We start from the raw sequence: 16964 nt of genomic DNA on the forward strand, positions 1-16964 counted from the left end.
ACCAACTTTTGAAAAGGAGCGTGATGCCATTGACCCAACCGAAAACCGATCTCGCCTATCTCCGCAGCGAGAAAGCCAAAGCAGAACAGCAGCTGCGCTACTACCAGCACCGGGAGAAAATTCTGGAACACCAGATACCGGAGCTGACCCGCAAGGCCCGTGTGCATCGGCTGTGTACCCGTGCCGGAATGCTGGAAAGTTTTCTGATTGCGCCGGAAGAACTCACCAACGATCAGGTGATGGAGCTGCTGAAAATTGCGTTCCGTCAGCCGGAAGTTGCGCTGGCTCTTGCAAAGATGATTCACGACCTGCACGAAAGCCGCAGCGTTCCGCACCCTTTAGAATAAAGGGCGCAATTATACACCGTTCCGGTGAAATTGCGGTCTTGCAGACGGCTCGATGAAATCGAAGCTGGCGTTTGTGCGCCAGCCCGATTCCATCCCAAGGAAAACTGCATTTTCCTTGCGCTGCTTTGCAGCTATCCTTTTGCGGCTCCCGCCTGAGATCGAAGCGCATGGCACTCCGTTCTAAGGCGGCGAGCAAAACCGAATACAATTCCAGACCGTTCACCAAGAGCAATCTTGCTGGGCGGTCTTTTTGTTTGGGGGTGATGCCTATTCCGTGTCCGCATTTCAAAATTACCATCGTCAAGCGCAGCCAAGGGCAGTCCGCTGTTGCCGGGGCCGCTTACCAAAGCGGCGAACGGCTGTTCAGCGAGTACGACCAGAGAACAAAATTCTACAACAAGAAGAAAGAGCTTGTCCACGCTGAGATCATGCTGCCATCCTATGCGCCGCCCGGATATGCAGACCGGGCGACCCTCTGGAACGCCGTAGAAGCTGTGGAGAACCAGTGGAACTCCCAGCTTGCCCGGCGCATCGTGCTGGCGTTCCCGGTGGAGGTGCCGAAGGAGCAGTATTTGTCCATGATAAAAGAGTTTTGTCAGGAGCAGTTTGTTTCCAAAGGGATGATTGCCGACTTTGCCATCCACGACAAGGGAGATGGAAACCCACACGCTCACATTCTGCTGACGCTCCGGGCAATAGATGAACACGGCAAGTGGCTCCCGAAAGCCAGAAAGGTGTACGACCTTGACGAGAACGGTGAGCGCATCCGGCTCGCTTCCGGCAACTGGAAGTGCCACAAGGAAAACACGGTGGACTGGAACGACCAGAAGTATGCCGAGGTCTGGCGGCATGGCTGGGAGACCATTACCAACCGCTATTTGGAAGCGGCTGGCCGCCCGGAACGTGTTGACCTGCGCTCCTTTGAGCGACAGGGCATCCAGCAGATACCGACCGTGCATCTCGGTCCCGCCGCACACCAGATGGAAAAGCGTGGAGTGGAAACTTTTCTCGGCAACCTGAACCGGGATATTCGCGCCGCCAATAGCCTGATGCAGTCCATCCGCAGTGCGATTCGTGGGCTGCAACGCTGGATCGCAGACCTGAATGAAAAGAAGCAGATTCTTTTGGATGCACTGGAACAAGCCAAGGAGCCAATGCTGTCCGACCTGCTGGTGGATTACTTCAACCTCCGCAACGAGCAGCGCAGCGATTGGTCTGGCAAGGCAAAACTGAAATGCACTGTCCGAGACTTTGAGGAAGTCAAACGGGCGGTGGACTATCTGAAAGCCCATTCTCTGAACACCATCGAGGATCTGGATACCGCAATTTCTAACCTGAACCAGACCGCCGCCCCTCTCCGTAGGCAGTTGAAGCAGAACGAAAACCGTATGCGGGCAATCGCCCAGATCAAGGATGCTGCCGCCGCCCATGCCAAGCTGAAGCCCATCCACGACACCTTTATCAAGAAGAACTTCAAGCTGACCAAGGACGCTTACGCCGCCCAGCACAAAGAGGAACTGGACACCTTCAATAAAGCTGTCCGCACCCTGATGAAGCTGAACGGCAGTACAGCGGTGGATTTTTCGGCATTGGATGCCGAATTTTCTGCGCTGCAATCTGACAGCGCAGAACTGCGTACCAAACTGGAAACCTTGCAGCCGGACATCTCTGCACTGAAAAATATCCGCAAGTATATCGACATGGTGCTGAATAAGCAGCAGCTTTCCGCACCGAACGGCAAGACCTCGGAAAAAGAATCGGTGCTGAAACAGCTGGAGCAGCTTCAGCAGAAAAAGTCCCACCACAAAGCGACTTCCACTACCCCAAACCGCGAAGAATCGCTCTAAACGATCTTTCTGTCACCGATACGCCGTTGCAATCAGTGGCAGAAATACATAATTCGTATGTTTTTTTGTTGGCCTTTGCCTGTTCTCGTCGGCTAGTGAGTAGAGGCGTACTTTTAAGGCAGAAATTTTCTCCAACACCCCCCATTTTAGGCCACTTTTTCTGTTAATAGTAGAAGCGCCTCTTTGAAAGCCGGTCATTTGTGACCTTTTTGTTAATTCTCAAAAAGATGGTTGTCTTTGGGCTGTTTTCGTTGCCTACCTATTGAGAGGATTTTTTCAAAAGCGGAGATTTGGTCTCAAGAATTACAATTCAATTACAAGTTTCTCACCAATGCTACGAAACAGGCGTTTTCGATGCCTACCAAGTGTAGGGCATCTTTTTCAAGACCATTCTCGGACTATTATGACGTTTTGTTTACAAAATTGCTTGCAATGCTACGAAATGGCCTTTTTCATCGGCTACCAAGTAGAAGGATGTTTTTCGTCCGTCAAAGTCCAGAAATCTTCCATATGTTCCTTGACAAGTGAATAGTTCAATCGTCCGGTACTTCACAAAAGGTACTTCTGTAACTCGCAGCCCGGTCATAACGAAGACGGGGTGGCTGAAATGCCAATGGTGCGGTGCAAGCCCGCCGCCGGACGATTCCCCACTCCTAGGGAAGTCGAGGACCAATATGGGAGACCTTAACTTATTAACGCAGTTGAGCACTTGTTTCGTGCTTTTCTGCGACTGGAGAATTGGAACCCACCAATTCTCGTTACATACTCTTTGTTTCTGATTTCTGCTTCAGCTGGAGGTGATCAACATTTCAGAATATCTTACCACGCAAACTCTGCTGCCGCCGTTTCTCCCATACCCACGCTTCCTTTTGGAACTTGACCTGAGCCAGACTGCAAAAATGACTTATGTGCTGCTGCTCGACCGTGCCACGCTCTCGCAGAAAAATCTCTGGATAGATGAACGCGGTTTCGTGTTTGTCATTTTTACGATTTGCTCTTTGGCTGAGCAGCTAGGGCGCAGCACTGTCAGTGTTTCCAGTGCGCTTAAGGAATTGGACGCTGCAGGATTGATTGAGCGCAGACGAACGCGGTTTTCTTCGCCCAATCACATCTTTGTGAAAATTCCAAATGTTGAATAGTTCTGCGTTTTTCACGATTCAAGAACCGCCAAAATCACGATTCTGTGATGCAGATTCTTAATGGCATCTGCAAAAGATATTTTTCCTATGCAGTATAGCAGCCTTTAAGACTGTATCGAAGAAAACTTTCACCTAACCAACGTAATAAAACAAAAAGAGAAAAACGAATAGAATCCATCCATTCCTTTCCGTATTTGCACCACATGAATGAGGAGGTCTGCCCTTGAACAAAGAAAAATCTGAGAAGAAGCCCACCACACGCAAACGTGCGCCGAGAAGTCCGAAGTCCGTGCGCCTGATCGTGGAACGCCATTATATCGGCAATGTGCCGATGAATACGCTTTTTCAGCGGCTTGTGGAAGAAGAAATTCGTAAAACTGCCGAATCGTATCTCGCCGCTGGCTAATTGGACGTTTTACTGCGGAAAAGGGCTTGCATCGTCACGCAGCATCCGCTACAATGTGATTGATGAGGTCTCTTTTCCATTATGGAGGTACACATGGAAAAGGACAAAAAAGTAACTGCTTTATACTGCCGACTGTCAAAAGATGACGGTTCAAACAGCGAAAGCCTGAGCATCCGCACTCAAAAGTCGATGCTTATGGAGTATGCCACACGCAACGGTTTCGGGAATTGCCAGTACTATGTCGATGATGGTTACAGCGGTACGAACTCTGACCGCCCTGCCTTTCAGGAACTTCTGGATGATATCCGGGAAGGAAAGGTGGCAACAGTCATTACCAAAGACCAGTCCCGACTTGGACGCAACCACATCGAAACCGGAACGTATATGGAAATCTTCTTTCCTGAGCACGGTGTCCGCTATATTGCAATCAATGATGGTTATGATTCCAACGAGCAATCCCAGATGGATATTGCCCCGTTCCGAAACATCATCAATGAAATGTACGCCAAAGACACTTCCCGAAAAATCAAGAGTGCCCTTCGGACACGCAAGAAAAGCGGAAAGTATATAATCAAATTAGACAAAATTCCTCTCTTCAAGCGATTTCTCCGCAATTTTCCTGTGGCTCTGCTCGTATCAAAAATAAGGGACCGATTTTTAATTGTCAGAACGGAGGAACCATTATGGCAATCTTTGAAAAGACCATCCGAAACAAGAATTTTGACAAGCTGCTTCGGAAACTGGAACAAGAAATCCCGGACAGCAGTTGGTCGGCAGATTTAGAGGCAGGCAGTGATTTCAAAGAGGGCGATGCCCGGTGCAGTGTCCGGGTGTTTGAACGGTACAGCATGATGGGCGGCAACCGCCTGAGCCTGACGCTGACCCTGTTCCAGAATGGAGACAGTCCGATCCGCCTGTCTGCCATCACCGCAGGCGGCAGTCAGGCGGTGTTCTTCAAGGTGAACACCCTCGGAGAAGAATCTTTTCTGGACGATGTAAAAGAGCTGCTGGAAGAGATTCTGGAGGAGTAAAATGTTTTTTGGATGGTTTGACGCTATATTCAGCTTCATTTTCCCAATCCTGTTCCTGCTTTTTATTGGAATGTTTTTCTTTGCTCTAATTTCAAATCTCCGCACATGGAACAAAAACAACCACTCGCCGCGGCTTACCGTTCCGGCAACAGTGGTAGCAAAGCGCACCGATGTTTCGCATTCCAGCAGTGCCAATGCCGGAGATATGTCCGGTGCGCACGGATACGACACTAGCACATTTACATCGTACTATGTGACTTTTCAGGTGGAGAGCGGCGACCGGATGGAATTTGAAGTGGACGGAAGCGATTATGGTCTGCTCGTGCAGGGCGACATCGGAAAGCTGAGTTTTCAGGGCACCCGCTATCTTGGGTTTGAGCGGAACTAATCGTTCTCCTACATTATATAGTAAGGAGTGCTGTATGAACGATCTGTTTATCCAAGGGCTGACCATCGACTGGAACAGAGTGCGCCCATACAATTATGTTCGTCAGATTCCTGCCATCAGCGGAATCGACACTTTTACATTCCATAAGCCCATTACGTTCTTTGTTGGCGAAAATGGAAGCGGAAAATCTACGCTTCTGGAAGCAATCGCTGTTGCTTACGGCTTCAACGCAGAGGGTGGAACGAAGAACTATTCATTTTCCACATACAACTCCCATTCGGAACTATGTGAGGCTATGACGATTTCCAAGGGGTATCGCAGACCAAAGTTCGGGTATTTTCTCCGGGCAGAGAGCTTCTACAATGTAGCCACCAAGGAAATCGACTATTCCGATGACGATCATCCCTCCAAAGGCTATCACCAAAAATCACACGGTGAAAGTTTCCTCGCTATTGCGCAGGACTACATGGGTGCAGATGGAGTCTATATTTTTGACGAGCCGGAAGCCGCTTTATCCCCGCAGCGGCAGCTCACGTTACTGATCAACATTCATCGGTGTGCCCAAGAAGGGGCGCAATTCATTATCGTATCACATTCACCCATTCTCCTCGGAATGCCTGATGCTGAAATTTTTAGCTTCGACAATGGCACGATTCATCCTTGTCAGTATGAAGATACGGACAGCTACGTTATCACCAAAACATTTGTAAATAATCGGCAGCATTTTTTGAACCAGCTTCTGAACGAAGAAACGTAATGCCGGGAAAGGACATTCCTTATGAGTGATTCTACGTTGAAAGAGCTTTGGCAGCAGGTCGCAGAAAAGAAGAACTGTGAAGCAAAGCAGAAAGAACTGACCGCCCAGAGAGATACGCTTGCGGACCGCCTGAAAAAGCTGGAAAAATCCAAGCTGGCAGAACAGGCTGATGTGGATCGTCTGGAGGGGCACAGCCTTGCCGCATTTTTCTATCAAGTGATTGGAAAAATGGACGAAAAGCTGGACAAGGAACGGCAGGAAGCCTATGCAGCCCGTGTCAAGTACGATGCTGCTTTCCATGACCTTTCTTCCGTTGATGCCGACTTGGAGCAGATTCAAAATAGACTGGAACGGCTGTCCGATTGCGAAAGGCAGTATCAAGCTGCTCTTTCCGAAAAAATCAAAAGCATCAAAGTCTCTGCCCACCCTGCCGCACAGCAGATTGTGGAAAGCGAAAGCCGCATTGCCGCACTGAAAGTCCAAAAGCGGGAGCTGCTGGAAGCCATCAACGCCGGAAAGACCGCCTTGCACACGGTCAATGAAGTTCTGGAAACGCTGGATAATGCCGAGGGCTGGAGTACATGGGACGTAATGGGCGGCGGTTTGATGGCTGATCTTGCCAAGTATGAGGAACTGGACAATGCACAGGAGCAGGTGGAACAGCTTCAAGTGGAACTGCGGCGGTTCAAAACTGAGCTTGCCGATGTTGAGATCACCGCAGACCTTCAGGTTGCGGTAGACAGTTTTTTGAAATTCGCAGATTTCTTCTTTGATGGCCTCTTTGCAGACTGGGCAGTTCTGGATCACATCAATCAGGCGCAGAGCAGAGTGGAAAACACCAAGAGCCAAATCAAGCGAGTCCTTGCACTTCTGAAAAAGATGCGCGAAGATGTTGATGTCCAAATCGCTGATGAAAAAGAGAAGCAGGAGCAGCTTGCGGTGGAAACTGAGCTGTAGGTTTGGAGTGTTCGCGTATGTAATATGCTCAACTCAATGAATTGGAAATTTTGGAGATGCGTTTATCGTTGCAACCCACACGGACCGGGAACACATTCATAATCACATTATCTACAACTCCACTGCGTTGGACAGCATCCGGAAATTCCGGGATTTTTTATTGTCCGGGCTGGCTGTGCAACGGTTGAGCGATCTGATCTGCTTAGAGCATCAGCTTTCCGTCATTGAGATAAAGCCCTATCGGGAGCGGCAGAAGCGCACACTCTACCCGCCCAAAGAAAGCAATCGTGACCGTCTATGTGGCGTGATTGACACTGTTCTGGCGGAAAAGCCCAAAGACTACGAAGATTTTCTGCAAGGACTGGAGCAGCAGGGTTATGAGGTCAAGCGTGGAAAATACACCTCCGTCAAAGGCGCACGGCAGAAGCGATTCATCCGGTTCCGCACTTTGGGCGCAGGATATAGTGAAGAAGAACTGAAAGCTGTTATCTCTGGGGAAGCCGAACACCATCCCCGGCAGAAGCAGAAGCGCATCGTACCGGAACAAAAGTTTCAGATGCTGGTGGACATTCAGGCAAAGCTGGCCGAGGGAAAGAGCATGGGGTATGCTCGCTGGGCAAAGCGATATAATCTGAAAGAAATGTCCAAGACGCTGATTTTCTTACAGGAGCATAAAATCGGCAGCATTAAAGAAATGCAGGAACGTGTGGATGCAGCAACTGCTCGCTATCACGAGTTGGGCGATTCCATTAAAGCTGCAGAAGCGCGCATGACCGAGATTGCCGTTCTGCGGACGCACATCGTTAATTACGCCCGGACACGTCCGGTTTATGATGCCTACCGCAAAGCCGGGTACAGTAAGAGATTTCTGGAAGCCCACCGGGAAGAAATCACGCTGCATAAGGCTGCAAAAGCTGCTTTTGATGAAGCTGGATTGAAAAAGCTGCCAAAGACTAAGGACTTGAGCATCGAATACGCTGAACTTCTGAAAAAGAAGAAAGAAGCATACCCAGACTACCGGAAGGCACAAGATGAGATGCAGGAGTTGATGAAAGCTCAGAAAAATGTAGAGATGTTTTTTGCAGAGGAAAAAGACACAGCCGAAAAAGAGCCAACACGATAAACGAAATCCGCCGAGGATTCTTCCCGTTTTTTTCGGGAGGATTCCTCGGCGGATTTTTGCTTTTGAAAACTGATTTCTAAGAATGTGAATTCAAAATACCAAAATTATTCAGTCAAGCCAAAAAGGTAAACCACACAAATGCAGCAGTTGCACATATCATCAGAACCAGTAGTATCGTACTTGCAAGTTTCTTCTCAATGGAAACTTTCTGATTTTTGCATAGGACAATCTGCTGAAGATTGTGAAATTCGGCTTCGCTGACATTTCCATTTAATGCTTTCCATGCAGTGCAGCGATCTGTAACCAGCAAAAAATCGGACAGCATTTCCATAAAGATGACAGCGAAAAATGCCAGAGAAAAGAACCACATCCCATTCCATTGAAGTTCTGTCAACACCCTCTGAAGGCTTGAAGGCTTTAATGACACTAACGAAATAATGTAAATCAACGTGTTGCAGAATTCTCTTGCTAATGGCCCTTTTTGTTTAAGAAAATCCATTTTCAACCCTTTCCTTACAAACGGAGTGACTTAACCACCAATGGCCTGATAGTAATCCGTTTTAGAACGAATCAAAGAACCGTTTGACTTGTATTCTTTGACAGTTTGATGGTAGCAATTTTCGAAATATGTATTCTATTTTTTCTGCATTGGAATCACCACTTTTTTGATAAAATTAGGAGCCATCACTTTCCGACAGCCATTCGTCTAGGATTCTTGATGCTATTTCAGCATATTCTTCATCTGTAGAAATAGATTTCAAATATTTGTAAAGAGTATTTTTTCTTCTGCCGCCCCAATATAGGGATAACCGGAATTCCCCAGCATCTCTTTTATTCAGGATTTTTCTACTGAAATCCGGATTCCAAATCCTCCCTCTGAGTATGCAATGCTTATCCATGTTTCATCTTTTCTTAGCAAAACGCCTGTCGAAACGCTTTCTGAAGCCGATGCCTCTTCAGCGTATCCTAAGGTTTTCAATTGGTCAATATATTTTTGTATTTCTTCTTCAGAGATATTATTATAAAAGATTGCATAATACCCAGCATTAGAACCATCCAATATATATTCTATCGTTCCACTTTCCGGCTCACAAATAAGCCTAGTGTATTCATTATCCGGCCAAACTGAAGTATAAATACATTTTACATCAGACGGATTGGTTCCTCCATGTGTAGCAAATTTTCCCTGACCTGAAAAACGAATGCAAAGAAAGACCAATATCAAAACTATAAAGGCAACCGCCATACTGCTAAAAAATTCCAATTTCTTATTCATTTGGCTTGCTCCATAATTCAAACGTACAAAGCCACGATTCTTTTCTTTCGGCTCTAAAGAATCGTGGCTTTTATCCCCATTATCTAATGCTTTTATTACGGAATCGTGATGTCGTAGGAAATGGAGAACTGGCCACCGTTTGCCAAAGCATTCAATGCTACAGCAGTTCCAGAAACAAATACTGTACCGCTTGTTCCGCTACTAGCTTTCCTACCGGTATCCACATCTGTACTAATCGTTTCGTCCCCGGTTGCGACTTCAGAGAAGTATTTACTTGTCGATTGGCCATTCATGGTAAGTTTGACATTTCCTGTCATACCTGTAAATTCCGGCTTTGGCGATGAGTACCACGGAACGTAAAGTTCAACATGAACCTGTACGCCATCATTCTTATCATAGGTTGCGTAGGAATTAACCCGAACGTTAGCAATTCCTACCTGCATAGCCATGCCAGGTTCCAAGCACTCGCTTAGAGGTGCATCATACCTTCCAATAACAACAGGTTGTTTGTCATCCGTTGGGGCCGCTGCAAAAGCAGAGATAGAACAAAGCGAAAAGACCATAACCACCGCCATACAAAGCGCAAGCAATCTTTTCTTCAAGGTCATTTTGAGTCATCTCCTTTTATTTTTGCATAAAATGTGACAGCATATCGAATAAGGTACTTTGCAATCACAAGAAAAGCAATCGCCATGACTGTTGCTGTCGATACAATTGTCAAGATTTCCGGTACGCTAAATTTCATAAATGTACCTCAACTCATGCTCAACTTGTTTTCAAGGAAATTATCTGCATTGGAATCACCTCCATCTGAAGCATTTATATGCTAAAGACTCCTATTATTTTTTGCATTTTCGACAGTAATAAGCATCTGTTAGTATCGTCGGTCCCCCATAAATAGTCTTTCTTTCCTATAGCTATCCCGCCTTCAAAAATGATTTTTGAAAGACGTGATTTTTTCAGACTTTCTTGAGGAAACCACATCGCTGAAACTCCCTGCGTGACGATTCCTCCAAGCTGCATATCGCTTCCACAATAAATGCACTTCATTATCTCTATTCCTCTGGAGTGGATTTATCTCCCAAAATATTGAGCATTAACACAACGCACAAAAAGAGAAACGATAAGATATAAGGTTGAACATATCCTTCCTCATATAAACACAATGTATTGCCTGATTGAACAACATTCACCTTGGTGAAACAATCTGTATAGCTATAACTTGTTTCTTCTGAGAAGGGCATCAGCTGAGATAAATCATATCGGTTCCATATAAAGAAACGTTTTGCCGTTATAATATAATATTGCTTTCCATCGGTTAGTAAAAAATCAATTGAAGACTTCGATTCGGTCGATTTACAATCAACAAGAGTTAACATAGAATTTGAAACGCTTTCAAAATTTTTATTTGATAACACTTGCAATTTATCAAAAGAATACGGAAATCTTACGATAGAAATTAGCCATAGCAATATTATAATAGCACCGAAATGTCTGAAACATTTAACAATCTTATATTTTTTAGTTCCACGCATAAATATTCCAATTACTGTATGTAAACAGATAATTATAGATTGTCATTCCAAAATTTTGATTTCCCCAAGATGTTGTGGGGTAATACTCGCCATCCGTGTAGGTGTTATTAAACTTATTTCCACTTTCCGTTATAACATACTTGGTTCCCCAAAAACTATTTTTGTGAGAAGAGTGGTTAATATCAGTCAATGTGTATTCAATTTGTTCATACTGCGAATTAAGGTTACACTGTGGAATGGTGAATTGCACGGCCGTCATAGCAAAACCAAAATATGCGAGTGCAGTTTTGGAAATTGCAAGTGCCGGAGCAGCAGGTAATGACAAGGCACCTGCTACAACTGATGCCAACCCTGCCAAATCTCTATATGTTCCATTAATATCATATTTTTTGTTTCCTGTTTCTTTCACATAATCCACATATGCTCCGCAGATTCCCGTTCCGGTTCCATCTGTATATTGGAAACGAATTCTTCCCAACCGACGCGACATTGTAGATTGCGGTAAGACTATATCAAAATTCTTCTCTGTCGGAATAAATCGCTGCAGCTGTTTTGATGTTCCATCCGAAGAATAAACCAATTCATTTATAACATTTTTTGATCGGTCAACCGTATAACGGCTTACCAATTTTCCATCATTGTACTGTTCAAAAACCGAGTCACCATTGTCAAGATCATAGGCTCTAACAAGCAATTCACCTGACGCGCTTTGTACGGTCGTGAAGTCAGAACTCGTGCTGTTTTTAGTTCCTGCTGCAAAAGAGACCAAAGGAACGGTTAGCAAAAGCGTGGTTGCAAGTGCAAACGATATGAATCTATTCCAAATTTTCATAATTAACCCTCACTGTAGATTATTCTAATAGAAATGGTATACTTTAGGTGTTCTATTCCAAAGATAAGGCTTCACCTATCATCTCTAGGATTAGTTTTTTAAAATGAATAACCTCACTTATCTACTGGCACTTCCAGTAATGGTTTCACTCCGTCCATCGGAATAGTTAAAGGTCGCAGAATACTCCAGCCTATAAGATTTTCCGGGCTTAGTGTTAAAGTTACTGCTCACCATGCAGGTTGAGGTCGTGCTGCTGTTCGAGCAGCTACTTACTTTTTGCCATGTTCCAATTGTTCCCTTTTCATAGAGAACGCCTGAAACGCTGATTTTCTTTACTCCAGTTCGTGTCTGGGCATCAACCTGATAGTATGTTTGGTAAATGGATCCGTTGACCGTACTATCACCTACATACCGCTCAGACTTTTCAGCGGCCATTGCGGTGCAGGCAAAACTCAAGAGAATCACCGCTGAAATAACAATGGACAACAAACGCTTTTTCGACATAGACATACACCTCCGTTTTTTTGCTCCTAACAAGAGCCTTTGTATAATCAACGCAATTCGCATTCGCTTCGTTTCAATTTTCAGGAGAAATTTTTTTCAAATTTTCCATCTTTGTAAGTTCAGACAAAAAGAAAGCCGGACATTTGTGTACTCTCACAAGTGTCCGGCTTTCTTAACGGATACCTTCCGCAATTTTCATAATCTCATCGTATGGAATGTTTCCCATAACGGTATGTGTAATCCCCTGATATTCCCAACTTAGAGTATAAACATTCTTTCCATGTTCATCCGTACTAGTTCCAAGTACGCCATCTGCTTCTCCGACCTTTACGGTTTCGTACACTGTATGCTCATTATCAAATAGGGACTGCTGCCCCGGCTGGATAATTGAACAACGGACAGTGTAGCTTTCCTCTGTTTCTTTTGACGAGTAAACATGTAAAAAGTTTTCTGCTCGTTCAAATTTCTGCGCATCGTCCATTTCAAAGCCGTCCAGCACATAATGATCGCTGTATCCATCCGGTAATCGTTCCAACGGTTCGCCGTCCACTTGATACGTCAGCTGCATCTCAATCGGCAAGAACTTCTGAATCATCGTGTAGACTGCCTTGCGGAAGTCTGCACTTACTGCAAGCGCGCCGAGAGTTAAAATTACCAGCGTCATGGCTACAACAAGCACTCGTTTCAGCACCGGACAGCGTTTATGCAATGCCGCTTTCAGGCGAGCATCCCATCGGGAAGTGTCCGGGTAGCGTTCCTTAAGCTGGGCCGGAGTTGGCAGCTCGTCCAGTTCTTTCTGTGCATCTGCACGGAGTGCCATCATCAAAGCTGCATCAAAAGAAATCTCTGTCCGCTCACTCACGGCTGTTCAGCTCCTTCCACAATAGTTTTCTTCCACGGAAAAGCCGCATCCGAACCACTTCATCTGTCAGTCCAAGCGATTCGGCAATCTCCCGGTTGGTGTAGCCCATCGCCAAAAGGCGCAGTGGATCACAGTACATCGGTTTCATCTGTCCGATCAGTTCTGTCAGGTATTGGATGTTATCGGTGCTGACTGCTGCATCATCCGGCACCGGGGCATCATCTGGTGCGTCCGGGACTTCTTCCAGCGGTTCTTCTCGCTGCTTGCGAAGCATATCGTATGCACGGCTTCTACTACAACTAACGAGATAAGCAGCGAGTTCGTGACAGTTTTCTCGATGAATTTTAGAAAAATTTTTGGCAACGTACAAAAACACCTCTTGCAGTACATCTTCTGCCAGATACGAATCGCCCATAATTTTGTAAGCGGTATGGTAGACCAGCCGTTTGTAGATATTATATACATCTATAAATTGTTCTTCTTTGCTTTGATCGTCAAGAACAGCTAAGTACAGGGAAAGCAACACAATCACCTCCAACTGATTCGCATGGATTGGATGTAGTGTACCATGAACCAGCGAAAATGTCGAATGTTTTCCGTTCTGAACGAAGAACAGCCAGCATCATGACCTCACTTACTGTTGAGGCCGTTGCTGGCTGTTCGTTTGGTTTGAGATGTTTCCATCAAAATTGCAGAGTGCAAATGTCTTGAAGCTCTACCTTATATAAATAGAAGCGTTTTGAAAAAACGCGCAGCCTGCATCGGAACGGTGCAGAATGAAGGGGATTGGGCACAGCCCAACAAGCATTTTGCAACGCAAAAATGGCGTTTGTATAGACAAAAGCCCTGCTTGCCACAACAATGCGTCCTTTTTGTCCGCAATTTGTAATTTTCAGATTGGAGAAAAACGCCATGGCAAAGACGAAGGCTGAAGAAAAAGCTCTCAACCTTGATTAGATTTTGTTTAACTGCCGGGATTATCTGCGCGCTGCGCGCAACTCCGGCTCGTTCTTTGAAAAGCGTGATAGCAGCTTCTGTGAGCCGCCCAGCACATCCAGCCCACGGTCATCGTACAAATGGTAGAGGAACGGCCCCGGCCCAGCCAGATAGACGCTGGACACAAAGCCGTTCCAGCCGCCGATGTCCCCCAGAATGATTTCCCGAAGAAGCAGCTCTGGTTGAAAGCTGATCTTGCTGAGATCCCAGTAAAACTGCACTTGTGCATGGGTATCCCCATCTTCATCCTGCTCTGTGGCCGAAAGTTGTTCATCGGGAACTGGGAGGCCCACTCGCTGCCGGATAACGGTCAGCAGGGACTCGGCGGGTTCTTCATCGGGATACCCGTCGATCCGCAGAAGGTCCGGCACCGCCGGAAGTGCCCGATAGATCGCGGCGGCTCGGTCCAGCGCCCCCTGAACATAAGCGGGGTTGGTTTTCAGCTTCGCCGCACGCCTATCCAGATAGATTGGTTCCTCCCCGCCGATCTTAAAACGAATGCCCACCGGTGCATGGTAGAACAGAGGGTGTTCCAGCCCAGCCATGCCCAGATCATGTAAAATGTGTTCAAACCGCTTTGCCAGCATGGTATCCCTCCGTTCTCATGTCATTTCATACAGCAGAGCAGCATCGCCCTGCACCAGTTCCAGATGGGAGCGCAGCGTATTAAGCCCGCTTTGCACCGCCTCGGTGGGCAGATCCCAGTCCGGGGCAATTTCAGCGGCCAGCTCCGAGAGATCCTGCTCCCGCAGAGCTGCCAGCAGTTGAGACGCCAGCTCTCCCTCCAGCAGAGCGCAGTCCAGGGTGTCTTCCGTCTGGGGAGCAGGAAAACGGACATCCAGATCCAGTTCGCTCTCACACCAGTCCCAGATGGCCATATAGACCGCGCCGGAGCAGTCACCGTCGGACAACTCCTGCCGCTGGTTATTTTTTATCAGATAAAAGGACGCGATCTGTGACATGGTGGTTCCTCCTAAATGTTATTCGCTTCCATCAGCCCTTCGGCCTGCAACCGGATCACATAGAAAGCCCGCACCCAGTCCAGTTCCTGCTCCATGGAGTCCTCCAAAGCCAGCAGGCGGCGCTTGCCAAGCCTGCGATCCAGAAGGGCAAAGATACGGACAAGGGGATTCTCGCTGACAAGGCTTTTCTCGATGCTCTGGTTGTCAAAGATCCCAAACGCCTCATAGAACACCTTTTGGTCAAAGGTGCCCTGCTCCAGCGCATAGGCATGAGCCTGATTGATGGCCTCTTTTGCGGAGTCGTGATCTTTCAGCGTGGTGGAGCGCAAGTGATGAAATTTCGTCCACACATTTTCAAAATAGGTGTAGTAGTTGCTCCGCAGCACTTCCACGCCGTCCACACGAATGGCGGCCCGGCCCTCATGGTCGGCGCTTTTGCTGTAACTGGTGGCAAAATACTGGATGTGGCCCCGGAGTGCCGGGCACAGGTAGTCATTCTCCAATTTGTTCCGGATTCCACTCCAAGTGGATACTCTACTGTTTGACATAGGTGTTGTTTCCTTTCTGCTGATTCCTACTGCTTTTGGAGATACTCCCGGAAGCATTCGATGAACTCCCGATTCCGCTTAGGGACATCGAACCCCTTCCGATGGGGGAAGAACCCCTCCTGTTCCACATCGTCCAGCAGCTTGGGCAGATTGGAAAACCGGGCAAAGAATGGTAGTGCATAGTCCTGGATCTGCCCGGAAATTTCCTGGATAGAGCGTTCCCGCTCCAGCAGAGTAGATACCTCATAGCGGGGGAAGTCATCATACCGGTGGGTCAGCCGGGCGATGGAGGTACCCACGATACCATCATAGGTTTCCTCCGTCCCTTCCTGCTCACTGCGCCACTGGGCAATCACCGGGGAACTCACATCGAAGAAGGCAGTAAAAGTGGTGGAGCCAAAGCGGATGGAGGGGGAAAAGTAAAAGGAGAACACAAAGATGCCGTCTTTTTTGTAGATGTCATTTTTGCTCTTGCGGTATTTGTAGCCCAGCGGGTTCAAAGGCTCCGCGATCCGCTCACAGGTATAGACGAAGATCTCACGGGGCTTGGTTCCCTTGGGAAAATCCTTCTTCTCCATGTTGCCACCTCAATCAAAATCCATCCAGACCAGGTGTTTTCCGCAGTGGAGGCACTGGAACAGATAGCATTGCAGATGCCCGCCATTGACAGATTCCCGGATCATTTCTTTTTGCTCATCGTCCCACATCGGATCGTCCAGTACCTCCTCCAGCACACCCAGGGCCCGCAGTTCCCTGGCACCCACATGGCCCAGGTAGGCGCAGTAGTCGCCGCAGTGGGCGCGCCAGTATTCCTGCTGCCAGCCGGAGTAGCCCGGGGTGCGGTGGATCGGCTCGTCCAGCTTCTCCGGATCGTCTACACCATCATCCACAGAGAAATCATCTTGAAAACTACCGTCATATTTCCGGGCTGCTTCGCCGTTGGCGATGCACTCTGGGCACAGATATGCAATATCCTCCACGGCGTAAAAGGGGGCTGTATAGAAAATATGGGTCGTCTTGCCACAGCAGTCGCAGACAACGCCGTCTGCGGATTCCTCAAAAGCCCCAGTTTCCAGAGGATTGGGGTGATACCGGAAGGCGGGCAGGCCCAGCTGGGCCTGCCGTTCCTTCTCTTTCTGCTTCTCCTCCGGCGTTTTGGGCCTGGGGAGGGCATAATGATTGCCCCAGTTTTCCGCATAGTCCTTCAAGATGCCCAGCCGCTTGAGGGTCTTCTTGTCGGAACGATTTCCGATTTGGCAGAGCAGTTCGTAGGCATCCTTCTTGAAGTCCAGCAGATCATACACATCCACCAGCACTTCCTTGGCCTGCTTGTCTTCCGACAGCTCCAGTTTCTCCTTGAAGGTATAGAGAGCACGGACACTGTCCGGATCTCCTTCTGTCTCCCGAAACTGCTTTTGGAGTTCAATATATTGCTTCAGGTATTCGTTCATGGT

General features: G+C 47.3%; 21 protein-coding genes and 1 pseudogene. 10 read left to right on the forward strand and 12 right to left on the reverse strand.

All coding sequences use genetic code 11. The annotated features are described in order from the left end of the window. Positions 1-29 precede the first annotated feature (29 nt). The 10 genes and pseudogenes from MTP38_RS10170 to MTP38_RS10215 all read left to right on the forward strand — a co-directional run. Complete coding sequence (locus MTP38_RS10170) at positions 30-347, forward strand: DUF3847 domain-containing protein (RefSeq protein WP_316541617.1); 318 nt, start codon at positions 30-32, stop codon at positions 345-347. Positions 348-616: 269 nt separating this feature from the next. After that, the gene (mobQ, locus tag MTP38_RS10175) at positions 617-2194 is read left to right on the forward strand and encodes a MobQ family relaxase (protein WP_442900567.1); all 1578 of its coding nucleotides are present in this window, start codon (positions 617-619) and stop codon (positions 2192-2194) included. Positions 2195-2991: 797 nt separating this feature from the next. Next, complete coding sequence (locus tag MTP38_RS10180) at positions 2992-3333, forward strand: replication initiator protein A (protein ID WP_097786354.1); 342 nt, start codon at positions 2992-2994, stop codon at positions 3331-3333. Between the two features lie 223 nt (positions 3334-3556). Further along, complete coding sequence (locus MTP38_RS10185; RefSeq protein WP_005945116.1) at positions 3557-3739, forward strand: hypothetical protein; 183 nt, start codon at positions 3557-3559, stop codon at positions 3737-3739. A gap of 93 nt (positions 3740-3832) precedes the next feature. Further along, positions 3833-4522 carry a recombinase family protein gene (locus tag MTP38_RS10190; RefSeq protein ID WP_442900522.1) on the forward strand — a complete coding sequence of 230 codons (690 nt, stop codon included), beginning with the start codon at positions 3833-3835 and terminating at the stop codon, positions 4520-4522. Continuing rightward, positions 4423-4770: a DUF6054 family protein gene (locus MTP38_RS10195; protein ID WP_249233501.1), complete on the forward strand. Its 348-nt coding sequence runs from the start codon at positions 4423-4425 to the stop codon at positions 4768-4770. The genes MTP38_RS10190 and MTP38_RS10195 overlap by 100 nt, the downstream gene beginning before the upstream one ends. A gap of 1 nt (position 4771) precedes the next feature. After that, a complete protein-coding gene (locus tag MTP38_RS10200; RefSeq protein WP_005921746.1) occupies positions 4772-5158 on the forward strand; it encodes a DUF2500 domain-containing protein in 387 nt (128 codons plus the stop codon). A 34-nt stretch (positions 5159-5192) separates the two neighbouring features. Then, positions 5193-5915 carry an AAA family ATPase gene (locus MTP38_RS10205; RefSeq protein WP_097782402.1) on the forward strand — a complete coding sequence of 241 codons (723 nt, stop codon included), beginning with the start codon at positions 5193-5195 and terminating at the stop codon, positions 5913-5915. Positions 5916-6086: 171 nt separating this feature from the next. After that, positions 6087-6872, forward strand: a complete 786-nt coding sequence (locus MTP38_RS10210; RefSeq protein WP_249233502.1) for a hypothetical protein — start codon at positions 6087-6089, stop codon at positions 6870-6872. Positions 6873-6930: 58 nt separating this feature from the next. After that, positions 6931-7995 (forward strand): annotated as a pseudogene (locus MTP38_RS10215) (relaxase/mobilization nuclease domain-containing protein); the annotation flags it as partial. A 112-nt stretch (positions 7996-8107) separates the two neighbouring features. On the opposite strand, the gene MTP38_RS10220 reads toward MTP38_RS10215, so the two are convergent. The 12 genes from MTP38_RS10220 to MTP38_RS10275 all read right to left on the reverse strand — a co-directional run bounded on the left by MTP38_RS10220 (position 8108) and on the right by MTP38_RS10275 (position 16961). Further along, a complete protein-coding gene (locus MTP38_RS10220; protein WP_097785778.1) occupies positions 8108-8494 on the reverse strand; it encodes a hypothetical protein in 387 nt (128 codons plus the stop codon). A 336-nt stretch (positions 8495-8830) separates the two neighbouring features. Further along, positions 8831-9271, reverse strand: a complete 441-nt coding sequence (locus tag MTP38_RS10225) for a hypothetical protein (RefSeq protein ID WP_005929376.1) — start codon at positions 9269-9271, stop codon at positions 8831-8833. A gap of 95 nt (positions 9272-9366) precedes the next feature. Further along, complete coding sequence (locus tag MTP38_RS10230; RefSeq protein ID WP_015565839.1) at positions 9367-9879, reverse strand: hypothetical protein; 513 nt, start codon at positions 9877-9879, stop codon at positions 9367-9369. Positions 9880-10792: 913 nt separating this feature from the next. Further along, positions 10793-11638, reverse strand: coding sequence for a hypothetical protein (locus MTP38_RS10235; protein WP_143406017.1), 846 nt, complete (start codon positions 11636-11638; stop codon positions 10793-10795). A gap of 117 nt (positions 11639-11755) precedes the next feature. Then, complete coding sequence (locus tag MTP38_RS10240; RefSeq protein ID WP_227612091.1) at positions 11756-12142, reverse strand: hypothetical protein; 387 nt, start codon at positions 12140-12142, stop codon at positions 11756-11758. A gap of 172 nt (positions 12143-12314) precedes the next feature. Then, entirely contained in the window at positions 12315-13004 is a 690-nt protein-coding gene (locus MTP38_RS10245; RefSeq protein ID WP_097791873.1) for a DUF4367 domain-containing protein, read from the reverse strand. Continuing rightward, complete coding sequence (locus MTP38_RS10250; protein ID WP_249233503.1) at positions 12997-13530, reverse strand: RNA polymerase sigma factor; 534 nt, start codon at positions 13528-13530, stop codon at positions 12997-12999. Before MTP38_RS10250 ends, MTP38_RS10245 begins: the two co-directional genes overlap by 8 nt. Before the next feature lie 451 nt (positions 13531-13981). Beyond that, a complete protein-coding gene (locus tag MTP38_RS10255; protein ID WP_015565836.1) occupies positions 13982-14587 on the reverse strand; it encodes a DUF3885 domain-containing protein in 606 nt (201 codons plus the stop codon). A 15-nt stretch (positions 14588-14602) separates the two neighbouring features. Beyond that, the gene (locus MTP38_RS10260; RefSeq protein WP_015565835.1) at positions 14603-14962 is read right to left on the reverse strand and encodes a hypothetical protein; all 360 of its coding nucleotides are present in this window, start codon (positions 14960-14962) and stop codon (positions 14603-14605) included. 11 nt (positions 14963-14973) lie between these two features. Next, on the reverse strand, positions 14974-15510 hold the full coding sequence (locus tag MTP38_RS10265; RefSeq protein WP_006059612.1) for an SF0329 family protein: 537 nt from the start codon (positions 15508-15510) through the stop codon (positions 14974-14976). 26 nt (positions 15511-15536) lie between these two features. Next, positions 15537-16088: a DUF4304 domain-containing protein gene (locus tag MTP38_RS10270; protein WP_006059611.1), complete on the reverse strand. Its 552-nt coding sequence runs from the start codon at positions 16086-16088 to the stop codon at positions 15537-15539. 9 nt (positions 16089-16097) lie between these two features. After that, positions 16098-16961, reverse strand: coding sequence for a CbrC family protein (locus tag MTP38_RS10275; protein ID WP_015565834.1), 864 nt, complete (start codon positions 16959-16961; stop codon positions 16098-16100). Positions 16962-16964: the final 3 nt, after the last annotated feature.

Origin of the sequence: Faecalibacterium sp. I3-3-89 (assembly GCF_023347275.1) — a bacterium.
Lineage (GTDB): Bacteria > Bacillota > Clostridia > Oscillospirales > Ruminococcaceae > Faecalibacterium > Faecalibacterium butyricigenerans.

What these genes read in the sequence shown, in the direction of transcription:
- MTP38_RS10190 (WP_442900522.1), top strand. Translation starts at nt 3,833, where the DNA reads ATGGAAAAGGACAAAAAAGTAACTGCTTTATACTGCCGACTGTCAAAA.
- MTP38_RS10195 (WP_249233501.1), top strand. Translation starts at nt 4,423, where the DNA reads ATGGCAATCTTTGAAAAGACCATCCGAAACAAGAATTTTGACAAGCTG.
- MTP38_RS10200 (WP_005921746.1), top strand. Translation starts at nt 4,772, where the DNA reads ATGTTTTTTGGATGGTTTGACGCTATATTCAGCTTCATTTTCCCAATC.
- MTP38_RS10205 (WP_097782402.1), top strand. Translation starts at nt 5,193, where the DNA reads ATGAACGATCTGTTTATCCAAGGGCTGACCATCGACTGGAACAGAGTG.
- MTP38_RS10220 (WP_097785778.1), bottom strand. Translation starts at nt 8,494, where the DNA reads ATGGATTTTCTTAAACAAAAAGGGCCATTAGCAAGAGAATTCTGCAAC.
- MTP38_RS10225 (WP_005929376.1), bottom strand. Translation starts at nt 9,271, where the DNA reads ATGAATAAGAAATTGGAATTTTTTAGCAGTATGGCGGTTGCCTTTATA.
- MTP38_RS10230 (WP_015565839.1), bottom strand. Translation starts at nt 9,879, where the DNA reads ATGACCTTGAAGAAAAGATTGCTTGCGCTTTGTATGGCGGTGGTTATG.
- MTP38_RS10235 (WP_143406017.1), bottom strand. Translation starts at nt 11,638, where the DNA reads ATGAAAATTTGGAATAGATTCATATCGTTTGCACTTGCAACCACGCTT.
- MTP38_RS10240 (WP_227612091.1), bottom strand. Translation starts at nt 12,142, where the DNA reads ATGTCGAAAAAGCGTTTGTTGTCCATTGTTATTTCAGCGGTGATTCTC.
- MTP38_RS10255 (WP_015565836.1), bottom strand. Translation starts at nt 14,587, where the DNA reads ATGCTGGCAAAGCGGTTTGAACACATTTTACATGATCTGGGCATGGCT.
- MTP38_RS10260 (WP_015565835.1), bottom strand. Translation starts at nt 14,962, where the DNA reads ATGTCACAGATCGCGTCCTTTTATCTGATAAAAAATAACCAGCGGCAG.
- MTP38_RS10265 (WP_006059612.1), bottom strand. Translation starts at nt 15,510, where the DNA reads ATGTCAAACAGTAGAGTATCCACTTGGAGTGGAATCCGGAACAAATTG.
- MTP38_RS10270 (WP_006059611.1), bottom strand. Translation starts at nt 16,088, where the DNA reads ATGGAGAAGAAGGATTTTCCCAAGGGAACCAAGCCCCGTGAGATCTTC.
- MTP38_RS10275 (WP_015565834.1), bottom strand. Translation starts at nt 16,961, where the DNA reads ATGAACGAATACCTGAAGCAATATATTGAACTCCAAAAGCAGTTTCGG.